We start from the raw sequence: 19,695 nt of genomic DNA on the forward strand, positions 1-19,695 counted from the left end.
TCAGCCTTGGAAGAAGGTTTCGAGCGTTAGGTCGCCGCCATCGGCGGCCGCCAGCAGAACATGATGCAATGCGGTCGGCGAAGCCAGACGGTGGCGGGCGCAGGTCTCTCCCCCGCCGATCCGGATGGACAGCCCTTCCGCGGCATTCACCGTGGCAAAGCCGTCCTCGTCGGTGATGTCGTCGCCGATGAAGACCGGCGTGCGGCCGGCATAGGCCTCCTGCTGCATCAGCCAGGTGATCGCTCCGCCCTTGCTCGCGGTTGCGGGTACCAGCTCGGCAACCGCCTTGCCGCGCTGCAGGCGCATGGACGGGCCGATATCGGCAGCGATCTTTTCCATCAGCGCCAACGCCTCGTCGGCAAGCGCGGGCGCAAGCCGCCAGTGCAGCGCCACCGACTGGCGCTTGTCCTCGACGATGACGCCGACATTCGTGTTGGCGAAGCGGACCATGGCGCGGATCGCAGTGTGCAGCGCCTCGGAGGGCGCCGCGAGCGGCGCGTCCGCGCTGCCGAGACGGATTTGCGCACCGTGCAGACCGGCGGCGTCGAAGCGATGGGGCGCCATCATCTCGTCGAGCAGCGCCACGGGGCGCCCCGAAACCAGCGCCAGCGCCCCGCCGAGCCGCTGGCGCAGCGCGTCCAGCGCTCCCGGCAAGCGCCGGTCGATCCTCACATCGTCCGGCGAGGGCGCGATCTCGACCAGGGTTCCGTCGAAATCCAGGAAAAGCGCGATCTGCCCGGTCTGGGCGGTCTGGGCGGCGGCTTTTGCGGGAGGATCGGCGATTTCGGGATTTAGCATCTGTGACATGACGGCCTGGTTAGAAGGCGAAACGGGCGAAAGGACGACAATCGAGAGATGGTCCCCTCATCGCCACATTCGCGGTTCAGTTTGGCGCATGGTCGCCATGTTCCGGTCACGGCGGCGACGCGATCCAGCCGGGATGCCGGCGTGCACACGAAACATTACGCCTGCCCGCGCGTTCTGTTCCCGCGCCTCTATGGCGAGCGTCAGCAAAAAAGTGAGGCATCATGCGTCTTGTCGTCGTGTCCAACCGCGTCACCATGCCCGAGCGAGGCGAAAAGGTGGCGGCAGGTGGATTGGCGGTCGCCCTGCGTTCCGCACTTGAAGAGCATGGTGGCCTCTGGTTCGGCTGGAGCGGAGCGACCAAGGCGGAGCCGGCGAGCAGCGTGGAGCCGGTACGGCACGGCAAGGTCACCTACGCCGTCACCGACCTGACCGAAGCCGAGCGCCAAAGCTATTATCTCGGCTTCGCCAACCGGGCGCTCTGGCCGCTGATGCATTACCGGCTCGGCCTGACCGAATTCACCCGCACCGATTATGCCGGCTATCTCGGCGTCAACCGCCGCTTCGCCAGGCTGCTGATTCCGCTGCTCAAGCCGGACGACATCATCTGGATCCATGATTACCACCTGATCCCACTCGCAGCCGAACTGCGCCGGCGCGGCGTCACCAACCGGATCGGCTACTTCCACCATATCCCCTGGCCGCCGGCCGAGGTCTTCGGCGCCTTGCCCTTCTCCGCGACGCTGATCAGCACGATGGCGGCCTATGATCTGATCGGCATGCAGACACCGAACGACGTGGCCAACCTGATCGGCGGGATGGTGGCGCTATGCGGCGCGCAGCGCGACGGCAACCGCGTCAGGTCCGGCCAGCGCAAGGCCGTGGTGCAGGCCTTCCCGATCGGCATCGATGTCGAGGCCTTCCGCAAGCTCGCCGTCGCGTCCGTCCGGGCCGCGACGCAGCCGGTCCGGGCGACAACGGCGCCGCTCGGCAGCCGCAAGCTGGTGATCGGCGTCGACCGGCTCGACTATTCCAAGGGCATCGTTCAACGACTCGAGGCCTTCGGCACCTTCTTGCGCAATCACCCGGAGCACCGCGGCGAGGTCGGCCTCCTGCAGATCGCGCCGCCCTCGCGCACCGACGTGCCTGAATATGTCGAGCTCGACCGCATGTCCGACGAGGTCGCGGGCCGGCTCAACGCCGCTCTCGGCGAATTCGACTGGACGCCGATCCGCGTGGTGAAGAAGGCCTATTCACGCAGCGCCCTCTCCGGCCTCTACAGGCGTGCACAGGTCGGGCTGGTGACGCCGATGCGCGACGGCATGAACCTCGTCGCCAAGGAATATGTCGCCGCGCAGAATCCCGACGATCCTGGCGTACTGATCCTCTCGCGCTTTGCCGGCGCGGCACAGCAGCTCGGCGAGGCGCTGATCGTCAACCCGTTCGACACGCACGAGGTGGCCGAAGCGATCCGGACCGCGCTCGCCATGCCGAAGTCGGAGCGTCTGCGCCGCTTCGAGCGACTCTACGCGACGATCTCCTCGACCGACATCGCATGGTGGACATCGCGCTATCTCGCCGCACTCTCCGGCCTCGACATTCCCAGCGGCGACGTCGTGCCGCCAGGACGGCCGAAACCGCTGCGCAGCACACGCAAATCGGGCGCGGACAGCAAGCCTGCACGCCTAGATACCCTCCCCCAGGCCTCCCGGCCAGCGCATGGCAAGTTCGCTTCGGTGCGCGCAAAGGCCTTGCCGAACGCTCCCTCGGCTGGCTAGAAGCTCCTCGCTCTATCTCAAAGTGAGAGACGGATTCACCGATCAGATTGTTTCAATCCGGTCGGATCCGGCTCTAGGGGGCGGCGGAACCCGGCTTGCGCTTGCGACTCAGCTGTTGCGGTGTCAGGTCTGCTGAGGGTATTCGGCTGAAACGGCCGAGGAGGCGGGCGGAGGGCTTTCTTGATGCGAGGCGCACTCGGGGGATCGGGCGTGCTGCTGCGCCGTCTCCGCGAGGTGATGGCGGCGCCGGTCAGTCCGCAGGAGCGGCTTGACCGCCTCGTCGTCGTGATCGCCGGCAACCTCGTGGCCGAGGTCTGCTCGGTCTATGTCCTGCGCGAAGACGGCTCGCTCGAACTCTACGCCACCGAAGGCCTCAACCGCGAGGCGGTCCACCTCACAACCATGCGCGCCGGCGAGGGCCTGGTTGGCTTGATCGCCAGCGAGGCGGAGCCGATTGCGCTCTCGGACGCACAATCGCACCCGGCCTTCTCCTACCGGCCGGAGACGGGCGAAGAGATCTATCGCTCCTTCCTCGGCGTGCCGATCCTGCGCGGCGGCGCGGTGATGGGCGTGCTCGTGGTGCAGAACCGCGCCTCGCGGCTCTACAGCGAGGACGAGGTCGAGTCGCTGCAGACCACGGCCATGATCATGGCCGAGATGATCGCCGCCGGCGGCCTCAAGGCGCTGTCGAAGCCCGGCGCGACCATCGGTCTCGACCGGCCGATCCACAGCATCGGCACCACACTCGCCGACGGCGTCGGCCTCGGCCATGCCGTGCTGCACGAACCGCGCGTCGCGATCACCAACCTGATCGCCGAGGATCCGGGCCGCGAGGTGCAGCGGCTGGAAGCGGCGATCGCGACGATGCGGCTCGCCATCGACGAACTGATCGAGCGCGGCGACGTCGCCCATACCGGCGAGCACCGCGACGTGCTCGAGACCTTCCGCATGTTCGCGCACGACCAGGGCTGGCTCAGGCGCATGCGCGAGGTGGTGATGACCGGCCTCACCGCCGAGGCCGCAGTCGAGCGCGTGCAGTCGGACACCCGCGCGAAGATGCTGCGCCAGACCGATCCTTATCTGCGCGAGCGCCTGCACGACCTCGACGACCTCGCCAATCGGCTGCTGCGCACGCTGGTCGGCAAGTCGAACGGCGTCACCCGCGAAGACCTGCCCGAGAACGCGATCCTGATCGCGCGCTCGATGGGGCCGGCGGCATTGCTCGACTACGATCGCAGGCACCTGCGCGGCGTCGTGCTCGAGGAAGGCGGTCCGACCAGCCATATCGCCATCGTGGCACGGGCGCTGGGCATTCCGGCCGTCGGCGAGATCGCCAATGCGACAGCGCTGATCCAGGCCGGCGACGCCGTCATCGTCGATGGCCAGGCCGGCGAGGTGCAGATCCGGCCGCAGCCGGATGTCGAGAACGCCTACAAGGACAAGGCGCGCCTGCGCGCCCGCAAGCAGGAGCAATACCGCAAGCTCAAGACGCAGGCCTCGGTGACCAAGGACGGCGTCGAGATCCAGCTGCAGATCAATGCCGGCCTCCTCGTCGACATGGCCAATCTCGACGAGACCAACGCCTCGGGCGTCGGCCTCTTCCGCACCGAGCTGCAGTTCATGGTGGCGCAGCACATGCCGACCACGGCCGAGCAGCAGGCGCTCTATGGCGCCGTGCTCAAGACCGCGAACGGCCGGCCGGTGACCTTCCGCACGCTCGACATCGGCGGCGACAAGGTGCTGCCCTATATGGAGCGGCTCGAGGAGGAGAACCCGGCGCTGGGCTGGCGCGCGATCCGCATCGGCCTCGACCGGCCACGGCTGCTGCGCGGCCAGGTCCGGGCGCTGCTGCGCGCCGGCGCCGGCTGCGACATGAAGATCATGCTGCCGATGATCGCGACGGTGAACGAGTTCCTGCGGGCGCGCCTCTTGGTGCGACGCGAGCTCGCCATGCTGGAGCGCGATGGCCGACATGGACCGACGAGCCTGAAGCTCGGCGTCATGGTCGAGGTCCCCTCGCTGCTGTTCGAGTTGCCGGAGATCGCGCGCGAGGCCGATTTCCTGTCGATCGGCACCAACGACCTGATGCAGTTCCTGTTCGCGGCCGATCGCGAGAACAAGCGCGTCTCCGAACGCTTCGACCCCTTGAGCGCGGCGGGCCTGCGGGCGCTGCGCAGCATCGTCGACGAGGCCGGGAAGGCGGATTGCCCCGTCACCGTCTGCGGCGAGATGGGCGGCAAGCCGATCGAGACGCTGGCCCTGATCGCGCTCGGCTACCGCTCGTTCTCGATGTCGGCCGCCTCGGTCGGCCCGGTGAAAGCGATGCTGCGCGCGCTCGATGCCGGCAAGGCCCGCCAGCGCCTCGACGCCTGGCTCGGCTCCTCCGACGGCGCCGCCAGCCTGCGTCCCTTGCTCTCAGCCCTCGCCACCGAGATGAAAGTGCCGGTCTAGCGGGACACCCCTCGCCTGCACCCGCCTCAGTTCCGTTCAGATTGTTCCCGCATCATGTCGCTCCAGCTCCCGCAAGACCGCCTCGACTCGATCGTCGCCCGCCATGCCGCGGCGAGCGACGCCATCAACCATGCGACCGAGGCGGTCCGCGTCGTCGAACTGTCGAAGGAGATCGCCGAGCTCGACCCGGTGGTCGCGGCGATCGCAGCCTGGCGCAAGGCGCAGGCCGGGCTGGAGGAGGCGCTCGCGCTGATCGACGATCCATCGACCGACGCCGAGATGCGCGACCTCGCCTATGAGGAGCGCGATGCCTCCAGGGCCGAGATCGAGGCGCGGGCCCGCGAGATCCTGATCGCGCTCTTGCCGAAGGATGCTGCCGACGAGCGCGGCGTCATCCTCGAAATCCGCGCCGGCACCGGCGGCGACGAGGCCTCGCTCTTCGCCGGCGACCTGCTGCGGATGTATCAGCGCTACGCCGCCGGCAAAGGCTGGAGCGTCGATGTCCTCACGGAGAGCGAGGGCACGATGGGCGGCTTCAAGGAGGTCATCGCCGAAATCTCCGGCAAGGGCGTCTATGCAAGGCTCAAATACGAATCCGGCGTGCACCGGGTGCAGCGCGTCCCGGACACCGAGACGAGCGGACGTATCCATACCTCGGCGGCAACCGTCGCCATGCTGCCGCTCGCCGGCGAGGTCGACGTCACGCTCGACGACAAGGACCTGCGCATCGATACGATGCGGGCTCAGGGCGCCGGTGGCCAGCACGTCAACAAGACCGAGTCGGCCGTGCGCCTCACCCATATCCCGACCGGCATCGTCGTTCTGGTGCAGGACGAGCGCTCGCAGCACAAGAACAAGGCGCGCGCCTACGACCTGATGCGGGCCAAGCTCTATGACATGGAGCGCAGCCGCGCCGATGCCGAGCGCTCGGCCGACCGACGCTCGCAAGTCGGCTCCGGCGACCGCTCGGAGCGTATCCGCACCTACAACTTCCCGCAGGGGCGGATCACCGATCACCGCATCAATCTGACCCTCTACAAGCTCGACGAGATGATGCAGGGGCTCGTGCTCGACGAGGTCATCGATGCGCTGACGGCGCAGCGCCAGGCCGAACTTCTCGCCGAGCAAGGCCGCGTGTGAAACCTTCACCGCTCTCGCGCGTTCTGGACGCACCTGACCGTTCTCATGGGGAGGATAGAGAGATGAAAGTTCTGTTCAGCGCCATTGCCCTCGCCGCCGCCGTCGCCTTCGTGCCGGCATCCGCAGGCGCGCAGGAGCGGACCGCCAAGAAGATCCTCAGCGGCCAGCCGGCGACGCTTCAAGGTGCGAAGACCGAATCGCAGGCACGGCGCGATTGCCAGCGCCAGTATCGCGGGGCTAGGGAGAGCAAATCCGCGCTGCGGATCAAGATCAACGACTGCATCCGGGAAGGCATGCAGGGCAGATGACCGGCCAGGCGCCGGACCAAGGACGCGCTTGACCGGCACGGACAAAATACCAAATGACATCGCGCCCGTTGCTTCTCCGGCAACGGGCGAAGCTGTGTCTGCTGTCCGCAAGGCCATTGCGCTGGCGCTGAAGCGCGCCGGTATCGGCGATTTCACCTTTGAGGCCCGCATCCTGGTCGAGGATCTCGCCGGCGACAGCGATCCAATTGATGAAGCAGCCTCCGCGCGGCTGAATGATGCGCTCGCGCGACGCCTTGCCGGCGAACCTCTGTGGCGCGTCATCGGGGCACGCGAGTTCTGGGGGCTGACCTTCACGCTTTCACAGGGAACGCTGGAACCGCGGCCGGACAGCGAAACCCTGATCGAGGCGGCGCTCATCCATCTTGCCGCTCGCCGGCACGAGCCACTGCGCGTGCTTGACCTCGGCACCGGCACAGGCTGCTTGTTGATCGCAACGCTGCGCGAGTTTCCGCAGGCGACCGGGCTCGGCATCGACCTCTCGGCCGATGCGGTCGCGACCGCATCGGCGAATGCCGCCCGCAACGGCGTCGCCGAGCGCGCCGCTTTCCGTCAGGGCGACTGGACCGACGGGGTGGAGGAGCGCTTCGATCTCGTCCTGTCGAATCCGCCCTATATCGCCAGCGACGAGATCGCCGAGCTCGACAGGAACGTGCGCGAGCACGATCCGCACCTCGCTCTCGACGGCGGGCTCGACGGGCTCACCGCCTATCGCGCGCTCGCCGCCGCGCTGCCGGGCCATCTGAATTCCGGCGGCCATGCCATCCTGGAGATCGGAGCCGGACAGGAGGCGGCTGTCGTCGCGCTGATGGAGCAGGCGGGCTTGCGCCATCTTCACTCCCGCCGCGATCTCGGCGGCCATATTCGTGCCCTTGTCTTCGGGCATCGATCGTGAACCGTGCACAGCAAGTTGCGCGAATTTGCTTGGAAGCAGCCGCAAAACCAGTTATGCACGCATGGTCTTGAAGACAGTGTCGACAGCATATGATCGTTGGCTGGGCCCTGTAGAGCAGACCAAGCCCTCGGATCACTGCCAGAATCGACGTTACTGACATAGCGAGACCGAGACTCCGAATGCGCGAGACAGCCGTTCGGAGGGGGAGCCGGTAGGCTCCATTGGAAAGAGCGCGTGAAGACCCATATCGGCTCAGAGCCCTTTCAGGTCGGATTTCTTACGCACGGCGTCGCAACCCGCCGCGCGTCACGACGCGCATGACGACCTCAAGGTTGCTTTGAATGAACGGAACGCGAGACAGACGCGAATGAGACCAGGTCAGAACCGGCGCATGCGCGGCCGTAGCAACAACAGCAACAATAACAACAGCAACAACGGCAACCGTAAGTCACCCAACCCGCTGCAGCGCAGCTACGAGTCGAACGGCCCGGACGTCAAGGTCAGGGGTACGGCGCAAAATGTGGCGGAGAAGTATCTCCAGCTTGCTCGTGATGCACAGTCCTCCAGCGATCCAGTCGCGGCGGAGAACTATTTCCAGCACGCCGAGCACTATTATCGCATCCTGCTCGCTGCCCAGGAGCAGATGACGCAGCAGTTCGGCCACAGCTTCCAGCCGAACCGCGCCTTCGTCGAAGACGCTGACGATGGTGAGGAAGAGGGCGAAGAGGACGTCAACTTCCAGGGCGGCCAGCAGCAGGGCGAGCGCCAGCACAACGGCAACGGCGTGAACGGCCATGGCGGCCAGCGCCAGGAAGGCGAGGATGTTGAAGGCGGCCAGAACAACGGCCAGCGCTTCGACCGGCCGAATCGCAACGATCGCAATTTCGATCGGAACGGCCAGCGCCGCTTCGACCGGAATGATCGCAATGACCGCCCTGATCGCGGCGAGCGGCAGGACCGGGGCGAGCGCCGCTTCGACCGGCCCGAGGGCCAGAACGGCCAGCCGTCCTATGCTCCGCGTCCCGAGGCCCAGCCCGGTGCGGAACAGCCTGACATCGCGCCGGTCCAGCCGCCGATCGAGCAGCGTCGCTTCGAGCGTCCGGAACGCTCCGAGCGCCCGGACCGCCCTCCACGCGGCGAGCGTCCTTCGCGCCGTGACCGTGACGAGGCCCGGGCTAGCAACAACAATGAAGAGCAGGACGTCCCGGCGGGGCTGCCGGCCTTCCTGACCACGCCGACCCGCGTGCCGATCTCGATCGCTGAGCCGGAGGCTCCAGTTGCCGCAGCCGCAGCCGCTCCGGTGGAAGCAGCGGAGGGTGCGCCTGAGGCCGGTGAGAAGCCGAAGCGCCGGGCGCCCCGGCGGCGTTCGCCGCGAGAGGTGATGGACGCGCTCGGCGGCGACGGTGGCGAGCCCCCGGCGGAGTAATCCTCCAAGGGACAACAGGATCGTTTAGAGAGGGCCCGAAAGGGCCCTCTTTCTTTTCAGGCGACGCCGAGCGCTGCCGGCTCGCTGGCCTCGACCAGGGTCAGGCACTCGCCCTCGGCCAGCGCACCACCGGCGATGATCCTGCAATAGATGCCGCAATCGACATGGCCATAGCCCTGCATCAGCGCCTTCGGAATCTGCAGGTCGCGAATTCCCGTCGCCGGGTCGACATTGGTCGCGGCGCAGCGCTCGATCCGCTTGATCACCGAGAGCCGCAGGCCGGACGGCGCGGCGAGCTCACGCCCCACCAGATCGAGCTCGGCCCAGGCCGGCAGATCCTCGACCATGATGTTGCCGCGGAAGCGCAGCGGATCGACCGGCACGCCGAGCCGAGCCTCGAGATCGGCGACGCTGGCGAGGTTGATGATCGAGACGAAGCCCGAGCGCGAATCGGTGAAACGATAGCCTTCGGGCGCCGCGAGCAGGCGTGGCTCGCCGCGCAATTCCTCCGGCATGAAGGCCTTGAAGAAGGCGCCGAGCCGTTCCTGGCCCGCCGCCGCGCCGGTCGCGATCCTTGTCTCCGCACCGTCATGGCCGATGACGAGATCGCCGCTGCCATCGTCATAGCGGGTGTGCAGGCGCGCCAGCGCTTCATTGCGCATCAGCATCAGGTATTTGATCTTCGGCTGATGCACCGGCTCGGCCGGATCGAAGCCGGAGGGGCCATTCTCGATGGCGAAGAGTCGGTCGCCGGGGAAATAGCCATCGGTCGGCAGTTCGGCCTGGCTCAGCCGCTCCGGCGACAATCCCTTGACCGGATAGCGATACAGCGAAGCGATACGCATAGGCTCTGCCCTTCCGATTGCGAGGCGCCGGAACCTGCCATGCCGAGCGCCAAGACGCTACAGTGGCGCACTCGATGGTCGATGAAAGGATTGCATCGATCCGATCAATGCGGCTGCTCTGCGCCCTCCTCCACGTCCTCCTCGGCAATCGAGCGCTGGCAGCCCCAGCTCGAGAGCACATCGTCGATGGCGTCGACGACGAAGAAGCGGGCCGCATCGCGCTCATAGCCCTCGGCGAGCAGGCTGTCGTAGTCGGTGTGGCTGTGCCGGATATGGCTGCCGAGCGCGAGCCAGAGCGCGGTCGACGGCGGCAGCGATTTCATCTGGGCCCGGCCGGCGAGCGCCAGCACCGCCTCGGCATCGAGCAGCGGAATGCCGGGCGCGAGAGCCCGCAGCGCCTTGCGAATCGCCTGTTGCCGTTTGGTGCCGACCATTGCTGCAGGCTGGGCGAGGCCGGCGGTGAAGGTCAATGCGAAAGCAGCGCCATCCCCCTTCCGTTGCGCGAAAGCAACACTATCTTCTTGGACGAAGGGCTGCCCGCGGGAGCCGGATCCGATCAGGCTGACTCAGCCTGATCGGTGAATCCGTCTCCCATCTAAAGATCGAGCCCGTCCCGATCGACTTGCGAAGCAAGCCGATCGGGACGGGCTCGAGGGGGCCCTATCCCATGAAAGGCAGCCGGCTCCGTCGCTTCGGGGCGTGACCGGCGGGCGGAGGCAACTGAATGAACATCGAGAAATATACGGACCGGGCGAAGGGTTTCCTGCAGGCAGCGCAGACGATCGCGATGCGCGAAGGCCATCAGCAGTTCACGCCGGAGCATCTGCTGAAGGCACTGCTCGACGATAGCGAGGGCATGGCTTCCGGGCTGATCGACCGGGCCGGCGGACAGTCGCGGCAGGCCAAGCAGCAGGTCGACGCCGCGCTCGCCAAGCTCCCCAAGGTGAGCGGCGCGGGCGCCAACAGCCTGCACCTGACCCCCGCGCTGGCGCGTGTGTTCGACACGGCCGAGAAGGCTGCCGACAAGGCCGGCGACTCGTTCGTCACGGTCGAGCGGCTGCTGCTCGCGCTGGCGATCGAGAAGGACAATGAGGCCGGCAAGATCCTGGCCAAGGCCGGCGTCACGCCGCAGGGCCTCAACACTGCGATCGAGGCGATCCGCAAGGGCCGCACCGCCGACTCGGCCTCCGCGGAGCAAGGCTATGACGCGCTGAAGAAGTACGCACGCGATCTCACCGCCGCGGCCCGCGACGGCAAGCTCGACCCGGTGATCGGCCGCGACGAGGAAATCCGCCGCACCATCCAGGTGCTGAGCCGGCGTACCAAGAACAATCCCGTGCTGATCGGTGAGCCCGGCGTCGGCAAGACTGCGATCGCCGAAGGCCTCGCGCTGCGCATCGTCAATGGCGACGTGCCCGAGAGTCTGAAGGACAAGGAATTGCTCGCCCTCGACATGGGCTCGCTGATCGCCGGCGCGAAATATCGCGGCGAGTTCGAGGAGCGGCTGAAGGCCGTGCTCTCCGAGGTCTCGGCCGCGGCGGGCGGGGTCATCCTGTTCATCGACGAGATGCACACCTTGGTCGGCGCCGGCAAGACCGACGGCGCGATGGACGCCTCGAACCTGCTGAAGCCCGCCTTGTCCCGTGGCGAGCTGCACTGCGTCGGCGCGACCACGCTCGACGAGTACCGGAAATACGTCGAGAAGGATGCGGCGCTGGCGCGGCGTTTCCAGCCCGTCTTCGTCGACGAGCCGACGGTCGAGGACACGATCTCGATCCTGCGCGGCCTCAAGGAAAAGTACGAGCAGCACCACCGTGTGCGCATCACCGACTCGGCTTTGGTCTCGGCCGCGACGCTGTCGAACCGCTACATCACCGACCGCTTCCTGCCCGACAAGGCGATCGACCTCGTCGACGAGGCGTCGGCACGGCTGCGCATGCAGGTCGATTCCAAGCCTGAGGAGCTCGATTCGATCGACCGCGAGATCGTCAGGCTGAAGATCGAGCAGGAGGCGCTGAAGAAGGAAAGCGATGCCGGCTCGAAGGAACGGCTGAAGCGGCTCGAATCCGAGCTTGCCGAGCTCGAGGCGCGCTCTGCCGTGATCACCGCGACCTGGAAAGCCGAGAAGGACAAGCTCGGCCAGGCGGCGGAGATCAAGACCAGGCTCGACAATGCCCGCAACGAGCTCGCCCAGGCGCAGCGCAAGGGCGAGTACCAGCGCGCCGGCGAGCTCGCCTATGGCGAGATCCCGCAGCTCGAGAAGCAGCTCGCCGAGATCGAGGCCAGGGGCGATGCGCCCGGCATGGTCGAGGAGGCGGTGACGCCGGACCATGTCGCGCAGGTCGTCAGCCGCTGGACCGGCGTGCCCGTCGACAGGATGCTGGAAGGCGAGAAGGAGAAGCTGCTGCATATGGAGCAGAGCCTCTCCAACCGCGTCGTCGGCCAGGCCGAAGCGGTCGAGGCCGTCTCCAAGGCGGTCAGGCGGGCGCGTGCCGGCCTGCAGGACCCGAACCGGCCGATCGGCTCGTTCATGTTCCTCGGCCCCACCGGCGTCGGCAAGACCGAGCTGACCAAGGCGCTGGCGTCGTTCCTGTTCGACGACGACACGGCGATGGTCCGGCTCGACATGTCGGAATACATGGAGAAGCACTCGGTCAGCCGGCTGATCGGCGCTCCTCCCGGCTATGTCGGCTATGAGGAAGGCGGCGCGCTGACCGAAGCCGTCCGGCGCCGGCCCTATCAGGTCGTGCTGTTCGACGAGGTCGAAAAGGCGCATCCGGACGTGTTCAACGTCCTGCTGCAGGTGCTCGACGACGGGCGCCTGACCGACGGCCAGGGTCGCACGGTCGACTTCCGCAACGTGCTGATCATCATGACCTCGAACCTCGGTTCGGAGTATCTGGTCAACCAGCCCGAGGGACAGGACAGCGACGCCGTGCGCGACGAGGTGATGGGCGTGGTGCGCCACGCCTTCCGGCCGGAGTTCCTCAACCGGATCGACGACATCATCCTGTTCCACCGCCTGCGGCGCGCGGACATGGGCGCGATCGTCGACATCCAGATGGCGCGGCTCGGCAAGTTGCTGATCGACCGCAAGATCGCGCTCGATCTCTCGGAGGAGGCGCGCGACTGGCTGGCGGAGAAGGGCTACGACCCGGCCTATGGCGCGCGCCCGCTGAAGCGCGTGATCCAGAAATCGGTACAGGATCCGCTGGCCGAGCTGCTGCTCGCCGGCACGATCCGCGACGGCGAGAGCGTGCCGCTCACCGTGGGCCCGGCCGGGCTGATGCTTGGCGAGTTTCCCGCCGCGAGCGAGAGCCGGCCGGCCGGGGTTGCGCTGAACTGAGCCAATCAAGCGCGCGGAATCCGTTCTCCCGGATGGTTTCCCCTGCGCAAGGCCGATCGCCTGGGCTCCTCCCTTCCCCTTGTGGGGAAGGGTTGGGGATGGGGGTGGTGCCGCTTGGTGATTGCCAGCAGGAAATGGGGCTGGCAGCAGCGGAAGCACCCCCAGCTCCTGCCGGTTGTTCCGGCTTTGCGACCCCTACCCCTGCCCCTCCCCACAAGGGGGAGGGGTTCCCCGCGCTCTACTTGACGCGGCGATGTCGCTTGTTCACTCCATCCGTGCCGCGGTCCGCATCACCGCCAGCGCCAAGGTCTGCGCCGCGGGCACGATGCTCTCGACCTCGAGGAACTCGTCGGGCGTATGGGCCATGCCGCCGATCGGGCCGACGCTGCACAGGGTCGGACAGCCCTGCGCCGCGGTGAAGCCGGAATCGGCGCAGCCGCCGGTGTATTCCGCCGTCACCGCGATACCCAGGCCAGCCGCCGCCTCGCGATAGGTGTCGTAGAGCAGCAGTGAATCCGGCGTCTGCTCCAGCGGGTAGAACTCGCCCTTGATGATCAGCCTGGCCGAGGTGCCTTCGACCACCGGCGTCTCGACGATCGTACGGATCGCCTCGACCAGTTCCGCGCGCTGCGCCGGTGTCTTGTAGCGCAGATCGATCTCGCACCAGGCCGATGGCGCCACCGTGTTGACGGTCTGGCCGCCGCCGATCAGCCCGACATTGACGGTGACGCCGGCCTGAAGATCGGTCAGCCCCTGCAAACGCGGGATCTTGTGGCCGAGATCGACGATCGCCGAGACGCCCTTCTCGTAATTCGCGCCGGAGTGGGCGGCCTTGCCGACGAACTCGGCGCGCATGAAGACGCCGCCCTTGCGGCCTGATGTGATCGACTGCTTGTGATCCCGGCCGTAATCCGTACCCGTCGGCAGCCTGCTCGGCTCGGCGTTGAAGACGCAGCGGCACTCGCGCGCCGCGGCCTCGATCACCGGGCGCGAGGACGGCGACGCGATCTCCTCGTCGCTGGTGGTCAGCATCATCAGCGGTGCCTTCAGGCCGCCATTGGCGGCGAAGGCGGCGGCGACGAAAGCTTCGATGACGAGCCCCGCCTTCATGTCTGCGACGCCCGGCCCATAAGCGCGCCCGTCCCGGATGGTGAAGGGGCGGCGCGTCGGCTCGCCCTCGGGGAAGACGGTGTCGCGATGGCCGAGCAGCAGGACCGGTCGCTGGTCGTTGGCGGTCGGGTTGGGCAGGTGCGCCTTGACCGCGTCGCCATAGCGGGCATCGGGCACGATCTCGACGGAGAGCCCGTTCGCTTCATGGAAGCGCGCCAGGACCTGGCCGGCCCGGTCGACGCCCGCCTTGTCGTAGGAGCCTGAATCGGTGTCGACCATCTCGCGCAGCAGATCGATCATCGCCTGCTTGCGCTCGCCGAGCCAGGCAAGGATGCGGGCTTCTTCCTGTGTCGTGTCGGTCATGATCGGGCTTCCGGCTGCTAGAACTGCCGCGAGCTTAGCCAAGCCTTTCCGGCGCCGATAGGACGAGCGCGCAAGCCCGGCAGACCTCCGGCGCGGCCGGGCGCACGCGGCTGGTTAAGCGAAAATTCAGTGAGAGAGGGCAGACTATCCAAGGGGAATAGGCTTGCCAGCAGCCATCCTCGGATCGCGCGCTCACAGGCCACCGCCCGCATGCACACAGATTCCGCCGAGATCTATCTGACGCAGCTGCGGCTGCGCGTCGGTGGAGCCTTGATCCTGCTGCTCTGGCTTTTCGCACCGGCGGCGATGCTGGCCTCGCTCGCAGCCGGCAGCGTCGAGCCGTTGCCGCCTTTGCTGCTCACGGTCGGGCTGGCAGCGCTCGCGACCCTGGCCTGGCGGCGCGATCCGACGGGCGTGGCAACGCAGATCATCCTGTCCGTGGGCGCCGCCGGCAGCGCCCTCGCCTTCACCTTCGCGCTCAAGGGCCCGAGCTGGCATGAGGCGAGCGACGCGGTGCTGCTGATCATGCTGACGCTCTCTGCCGGCTGGTGCGCCTGGCAGCCGCTCGTCGCCACCACCATCCTGGCACTCGGCCATGCCCCCCTGCTTCGGATGCTCCTGTCCGGCACCAATCTCTCCCTGCATGACGAGGCACTGTTCCTCGCCTGTATCGTCATCCAATTGGGCTTGCTGCTCTGGATCACGCGGCAGCAGGCCAGGACGCTCGCAGCGGCGGGCGACATGGCGGCACAGGCGCGCGAGGACGCCACGGCCCAGGCCGAGGAACTGCATCAGGCGCAACTGCGCGACATGGAGCGCGAGGCGGCTCGCCGCAAGGCGACGAAGAACATCGTCGCTGGCTTCAACACCCAGTTCCTCGCCACGCTCGACACGGTTCTGGACAATATCCGCGGCCTGAAAGGGCGCGCTGCCGCCCTGAACGAGATCGCCAACATCGCCAATAGCGAAGTCACCGCCGTGGCCTCGACCTCGGAGGAATCCTCGCGCAACGTCTCTGACGTCGCCACCGCGACCGAGCAGCTCTCGACCGCGATCACGGCGATCGACCGCCAGCTCGCCACCACCCAGGCGCTGGTCGCCGACATGAACGGCAACGCTCGGACAACGGCCAGTTCGGTGAGCCTGCTCGATCAGGCGGTCCAGCGCATCGACGGCATCGTCACCCTGATCCGCGGCATCGCCGAGCAGACCAATCTCCTGGCGCTCAACGCGACGATCGAGGCCGCCCGCGCCGGGGATGCCGGCAAGGGCTTCGCCGTCGTCGCCGCCGAAGTGAAGAGCCTGTCGCACCAGACCGCGATCGCGACGCAGGACATTGCCGGGCAGATCGGCGAGATCAAGCAGGCCACGGCCGGCGTGGTCGAGACCATCGCCAGGCTGACCGCCGGCATGGCCGACATGGATGAGCGGACGCTCTCGATCGCAGGAGCGCTGGAAGAGCAGGGGCAGATGACCCATGTCATCAGCCGCAGCATCGCCGAGGTCGCGACCGGCACCGAATATCTGGCGCAGAACACCAACAACATCCGCGGCTCGGCCAACCAGACCCATGAGGTCGCGAGCGCGGTGCTCGCCTCGACCACGGCGTTGGAAGGCCAGGCCGAGGAGCTCGAGGCGGCAGTGCATCAGTTCCTGCAGCGCGTCTCGGCCGGCTGAGACGGGTATCCCGACGATCTGCCTACGCAGCCACTTCGCGCGCGTGGGTCCCGAGATAGGCGATCGCAGCCGCGACACCGCCGCTGCCATGCGGGATGCCCTTCGCCTGCAGAGCCATCTCGACCGCGCCCAAGCTGCCCAGCACCATCGGCGCGTTGACATGGCCCATATGAGCGATGCGGAAAGCCTTGCCGGAGAGATCACCGATGGCGATGCCGAGCGTCACGCCGCAGACCTGCTGTGCGTAATCGGTGATCGCAGCCGGGTCGCCGTCGACGAGGATCGTGGTGACCGAGGGCGCCCGCTGGGACTGCTCGACGACATTGTAGCTCAGCACCTGGCCCTCGGCCCATTTCGACATGGCAGCATGGGTCGCCGAAGCCAGCAAGGCGTGGCGCAGCCATACGGCGTCGAGGCCCTCAGCGAAGATCATGTCGAGGGCGGCGCGCAGGCCGAACATCAGATGCTCGGGCGGCGTGCCGCAATGCTTCATGTAGAGCAGCGGGTTCAGGCGCGCGGTCCAATCCCAATAGGGCGTGCGCATCGTCGCGCGCTGATGCGCTTGCAGGGCCTTCCCGTTCGCGGCGACGAAGGCGAGGCCGGGCGGCGTCATCAGGCCCTTCTGCGAGGCCGACATCGCGACATCGACGCCCCAGGCATCCATTTCGAACGGCATGCAGCCGATCGAGGCGACACCATCGACCATGTAAAGCGCCGGGTGGCCGGCAGCGTCGATGGCGCGGCGGATTGCCGGGATATCGTTGACCACGCCCGAGGCGGTGTCGACCTGGACGGTCAGGACGGCCTTGATCTCATGGTCCGTGTCCCGGCGCAGGCGCTCCTCGACGGCAGCCGGATCGACCGCCGCGCGCCAGGAGCCGGCGAGCACCTCGACCTCGGCGCCCATGAACCTTGCGGTCTCGCCCCAGCCGACTGCGAAGCGGCCGCTGGCGAGCACCAGGATCTTGTCGCCGCGCGCGATGACATTGGTGAGCGCCGCTTCCCAGCCGCCATGGCCGTTGGCGGCATAGATGAAGGTTTCGCCGGTCGTGCGGAAGATCGCCTTGAGATCGCCCAGCAGGGTCTCGGTCAGATCGACGATCGTCTTCGAGGAGAGCTCCTCGGCAGGCCGGATCATCGCCTGCAGCACACGATCGGGAACATTGGTCGGACCCGGCATCGCGAGCAGGGCCCGGCCATTGGCGACACTCATGGAAAGCTCCTGCCTTGCGCTGCGACGTGACCAGCCCCGCCGCAACCGGCTGGCGCTATGCACAATCCTTACCGGTGGTGCAAACCGGCGCCGCGATACAGCGGTACTGCCGGGTCTAACGGCGTGCTTCGGCCGCCATGCGCACGGCAAAGCCCGCAAGCATCGTGGCCATCAGCCAGCGCTGCACCAGCGCCCAGAACGGACGCGTGCGCAGGAAGATGGCGATGCCGCCCGCGGCGAAGGTGATCAGCGTGTTGACGCTGACGGACACGATGATCTGGATGAAGCCGAGGATGATCGACTGCGCCAGCACGCTGCCGGCGGCAGGGTCGATGAACTGCGGCAGCAGTGCCAGATAGAACATCGCGATCTTCGGATTGAGCAGGCTGGTGAGAAAACCCATCGCGAAGAGCTTGCGTGGCCCGTCATGCTTGAGCGCGCGGACATGGAAGGGCGAGCTGGCGCCAGGCCGAACCGCCTGCCAGGCGAGCCAGAGCAGATAGGCGGCGCCGGCCAGCCGCAGCGCGTCATAGGCGAAAGGCACGGCAAAGAGCAGCGCGGTGATGCCGAAGGCGGCGCAGACGACGTAGAAGACGAAGCCGAGCGCGATGCCGCCGAGCGAGATCAGCCCGGAGCCCGGCCCCTGCGAGATCGAACGCGAGATCAGGTAGATCATGTTCGGCCCGGGCGTCAGCACCATGCCGAACGCGAGCAGGATGAAGGCGATCAGATTGGTCGTGTCGATCATGGCGCGCTCCGGCGGCTAGAGCAGGATGCGAAAAAGTGGAAACCGGTTTTTCGCAAGAATCCTGCTCTAACTTTTTGATGAGAGACGGATTCAGATTTCAGATGGAAGCGCAAAGCGATTCCATCTGAAATCTTCCGGCTCTAGGTGCAGGACCATGGCATTGCCGGCGAAACGACCGCAAGACGCAGCTCATGCAGCCGCCGCATCGCCGCCATCCCAAGCTCGGCGGGTCCTGACAGGAGCTGGCGGGAACGAGTAGCCGCCTGCCGGGTTTCATGGCGCACGATTTCGGGGGGAGACGCACCATGACCTTGTTCAGTCGCCTGCTCTATTCCGCCATCGCCGGTGTCCTGCTGCTGGCCGCAGTCCTGCTGATGGCGGTCGCAGTCTCGCGCACCTTCACCGGCTTCTGGACCGGGGAAGGCGCGCTCGACACCATGCTCGACGGCATCGGGCTGGTGATCATCGCGGTCGCCGTCGCCGATGTCGGCAAGTTCCTGTTCGAGGAGGAGGTCATCGCCGACCGGGAACTGCGGCGGCCGGCGGAGGCGCGGGGATCGCTGACCAAGTTCATGACCATCATCATCGTCGCGCTCAGCCTGGAATCGCTGGTGCTGATTACCAAGGCGGCGCGCGACAAGCCGGCCGACATCCTGTTCCCGGCCCTGCTGATGCTGGTCGCGGTCGCAGCACTGGTCGGGCTCGGCCTGTTCCAGAAGCTGAGCCAGCATGCGACGGCAGCGATCCCCGACGATGTCGAGGACAAAGGGAGTGAGGAAGAGAAGCCACTGGCTGCTCCGCGGGTGCCGAAGACCGCCGGGGCTAAAAAGGCAACCCAATAAACCAGTGACGCGCGGGGAACCCTCTCCCGGAGGGAGAGGGCAGGGTGAGGGGTAGGCCCTGTGACCAGTGCCGCGAGGCCTGACCGCGCGGTTGGGTTCAGGCCAACGTTTTCAGTCCGAACACCTCACCCCTGCCCCTCTCCTTCCAGGAGAGGGGTTCCCCGCGCTACCCTCGCGCTTCCACCAGCATCAGGTCGGTGTCGCCGGGCTTGACGCCGGCGGCCGTCAGCATGGCGTGGACCTGGCCGCGATGGTGGGTCTGGTGGTTGAAGAAGTGCATGACGAGCTGGGCTTTCGGCTTGGTCAGCTCGCGGCGGGAGACGCCGGAGACCCAGGTCAGATCGCCGGCAAGCCAGTCCGGCGAAAGACCCGCCGCCCAGTCGCCGATCAGCGCGTCGGTGACCTGCCGCTCGGCGACGAGCTCCTCCCAGGCCTCGATCATCCTGGAGGATTCGCTGCCGGGGACGGACGGCTTCGGCGTACCGGCAAAACGAGAGAGCCACATCCGGTCGGCCCAGAGGAGATGGCAGAAGGTGCCATGGATCGAGCCGAAGAAGGCGCCGCGATCCTGCCGCCGCGCCTCATCGCTCAAGCTCGCGGCCGCGCCGTAGAGATTCTCATTCTGCCAGGCATTGTAGCGCGCCATGGTCGCAACGAAGGCTTTGTCGATCATGGCATTTCTCTCCAGCTCCCGGCTCAGTCTGCCCAACAGCCCTCATCCTGAGGAGCCG

Annotated in this window: 16 protein-coding genes; 9 read left to right on the forward strand and 7 right to left on the reverse strand. The window is 67.1% G+C overall.

What is annotated here, in order from left to right; genetic code table 11:
- The gene (gene otsB, locus ACSQ24_RS20865; protein WP_436096529.1) at window positions 1-807 is read right to left on the reverse strand and encodes a trehalose-phosphatase; all 807 of its coding nucleotides are present in this window, start codon (window positions 805-807) and stop codon (window positions 1-3) included.
- Between the two features lie 218 nt (window positions 808-1,025).
- Between otsB and ACSQ24_RS20870 the strand changes: the two genes are divergently transcribed.
- From ACSQ24_RS20870 to ACSQ24_RS20895, 6 genes are all read left to right on the forward strand, one after another.
- A complete protein-coding gene (locus tag ACSQ24_RS20870; protein WP_436097937.1) occupies window positions 1,026-2,582 on the forward strand; it encodes an alpha,alpha-trehalose-phosphate synthase (UDP-forming) in 1,557 nt (518 codons plus the stop codon).
- Window positions 2,583-2,765: 183 nt separating this feature from the next.
- Window positions 2,766-5,033: a phosphoenolpyruvate--protein phosphotransferase gene (ptsP, locus tag ACSQ24_RS20875; RefSeq protein ID WP_436096530.1), complete on the forward strand. Its 2,268-nt coding sequence runs from the start codon at window positions 2,766-2,768 to the stop codon at window positions 5,031-5,033.
- Between the two features lie 54 nt (window positions 5,034-5,087).
- Window positions 5,088-6,173: a peptide chain release factor 1 gene (gene prfA, locus ACSQ24_RS20880; protein ID WP_436096531.1), complete on the forward strand. Its 1,086-nt coding sequence runs from the start codon at window positions 5,088-5,090 to the stop codon at window positions 6,171-6,173.
- 62 nt (window positions 6,174-6,235) lie between these two features.
- Window positions 6,236-6,481, forward strand: coding sequence for a hypothetical protein (locus ACSQ24_RS20885; protein WP_436096532.1), 246 nt, complete (start codon window positions 6,236-6,238; stop codon window positions 6,479-6,481).
- Between the two features lie 94 nt (window positions 6,482-6,575).
- Entirely contained in the window at window positions 6,576-7,394 is an 819-nt protein-coding gene (prmC, locus tag ACSQ24_RS20890) for a peptide chain release factor N(5)-glutamine methyltransferase (protein WP_436096533.1), read from the forward strand.
- 391 nt (window positions 7,395-7,785) lie between these two features.
- Window positions 7,786-8,820, forward strand: coding sequence for a DUF4167 domain-containing protein (locus tag ACSQ24_RS20895; protein WP_436096534.1), 1,035 nt, complete (start codon window positions 7,786-7,788; stop codon window positions 8,818-8,820).
- 56 nt (window positions 8,821-8,876) lie between these two features.
- On the opposite strand, the gene ACSQ24_RS20900 is transcribed toward ACSQ24_RS20895, so the two are convergent.
- Entirely contained in the window at window positions 8,877-9,665 is a 789-nt protein-coding gene (locus ACSQ24_RS20900) for an MOSC domain-containing protein (protein WP_436096535.1), read from the reverse strand.
- A gap of 104 nt (window positions 9,666-9,769) precedes the next feature.
- A complete protein-coding gene (locus tag ACSQ24_RS20905) occupies window positions 9,770-10,099 on the reverse strand; it encodes a DUF2293 domain-containing protein (protein WP_436097938.1) in 330 nt (109 codons plus the stop codon).
- A gap of 290 nt (window positions 10,100-10,389) precedes the next feature.
- On the opposite strand from ACSQ24_RS20905, the gene clpB reads away from it, so the two are divergent.
- A complete protein-coding gene (clpB, locus tag ACSQ24_RS20910; RefSeq protein WP_436096536.1) occupies window positions 10,390-13,011 on the forward strand; it encodes an ATP-dependent chaperone ClpB in 2,622 nt (873 codons plus the stop codon).
- 264 nt (window positions 13,012-13,275) lie between these two features.
- On the opposite strand, the gene ACSQ24_RS20915 is transcribed toward clpB, so the two are convergent.
- The gene (locus ACSQ24_RS20915) at window positions 13,276-14,484 is read right to left on the reverse strand and encodes a M20 family metallopeptidase (RefSeq protein WP_436096537.1); all 1,209 of its coding nucleotides are present in this window, start codon (window positions 14,482-14,484) and stop codon (window positions 13,276-13,278) included.
- Between the two features lie 210 nt (window positions 14,485-14,694).
- Here ACSQ24_RS20915 and ACSQ24_RS20920 point away from each other — a divergent pair, with 210 nt between their 5' ends.
- A complete protein-coding gene (locus ACSQ24_RS20920; RefSeq protein ID WP_436096538.1) occupies window positions 14,695-16,161 on the forward strand; it encodes a methyl-accepting chemotaxis protein in 1,467 nt (488 codons plus the stop codon).
- 22 nt (window positions 16,162-16,183) lie between these two features.
- On the opposite strand, the gene ACSQ24_RS20925 is transcribed toward ACSQ24_RS20920, so the two are convergent.
- Together ACSQ24_RS20925 and ACSQ24_RS20930 are read right to left on the reverse strand one after the other, a co-directional pair.
- Window positions 16,184-17,374, reverse strand: a complete 1,191-nt coding sequence (locus tag ACSQ24_RS20925; RefSeq protein WP_436096539.1) for a pyridoxal-phosphate-dependent aminotransferase family protein — start codon at window positions 17,372-17,374, stop codon at window positions 16,184-16,186.
- A 115-nt stretch (window positions 17,375-17,489) separates the two neighbouring features.
- Entirely contained in the window at window positions 17,490-18,122 is a 633-nt protein-coding gene (locus tag ACSQ24_RS20930; protein ID WP_436096540.1) for a LysE family translocator, read from the reverse strand.
- Window positions 18,123-18,427: 305 nt separating this feature from the next.
- On the opposite strand from ACSQ24_RS20930, the gene ACSQ24_RS20935 reads away from it, so the two are divergent.
- On the forward strand, window positions 18,428-18,964 hold the full coding sequence (locus tag ACSQ24_RS20935) for a GNAT family acetyltransferase (RefSeq protein ID WP_436096541.1): 537 nt from the start codon (window positions 18,428-18,430) through the stop codon (window positions 18,962-18,964).
- Window positions 18,965-19,130: 166 nt separating this feature from the next.
- Here the strand turns inward: ACSQ24_RS20935 and ACSQ24_RS20940 are convergent, their stop codons facing one another.
- Entirely contained in the window at window positions 19,131-19,637 is a 507-nt protein-coding gene (locus ACSQ24_RS20940) for a DinB family protein (protein ID WP_436096542.1), read from the reverse strand.
- Window positions 19,638-19,695 lie beyond the last annotated feature (58 nt).

Origin of the sequence: Allobosea sp. LjRoot237, from assembly GCF_964253285.1 — a bacterium.
In the GTDB taxonomy this organism is placed as follows: domain Bacteria; phylum Pseudomonadota; class Alphaproteobacteria; order Rhizobiales; family Beijerinckiaceae; genus Allobosea.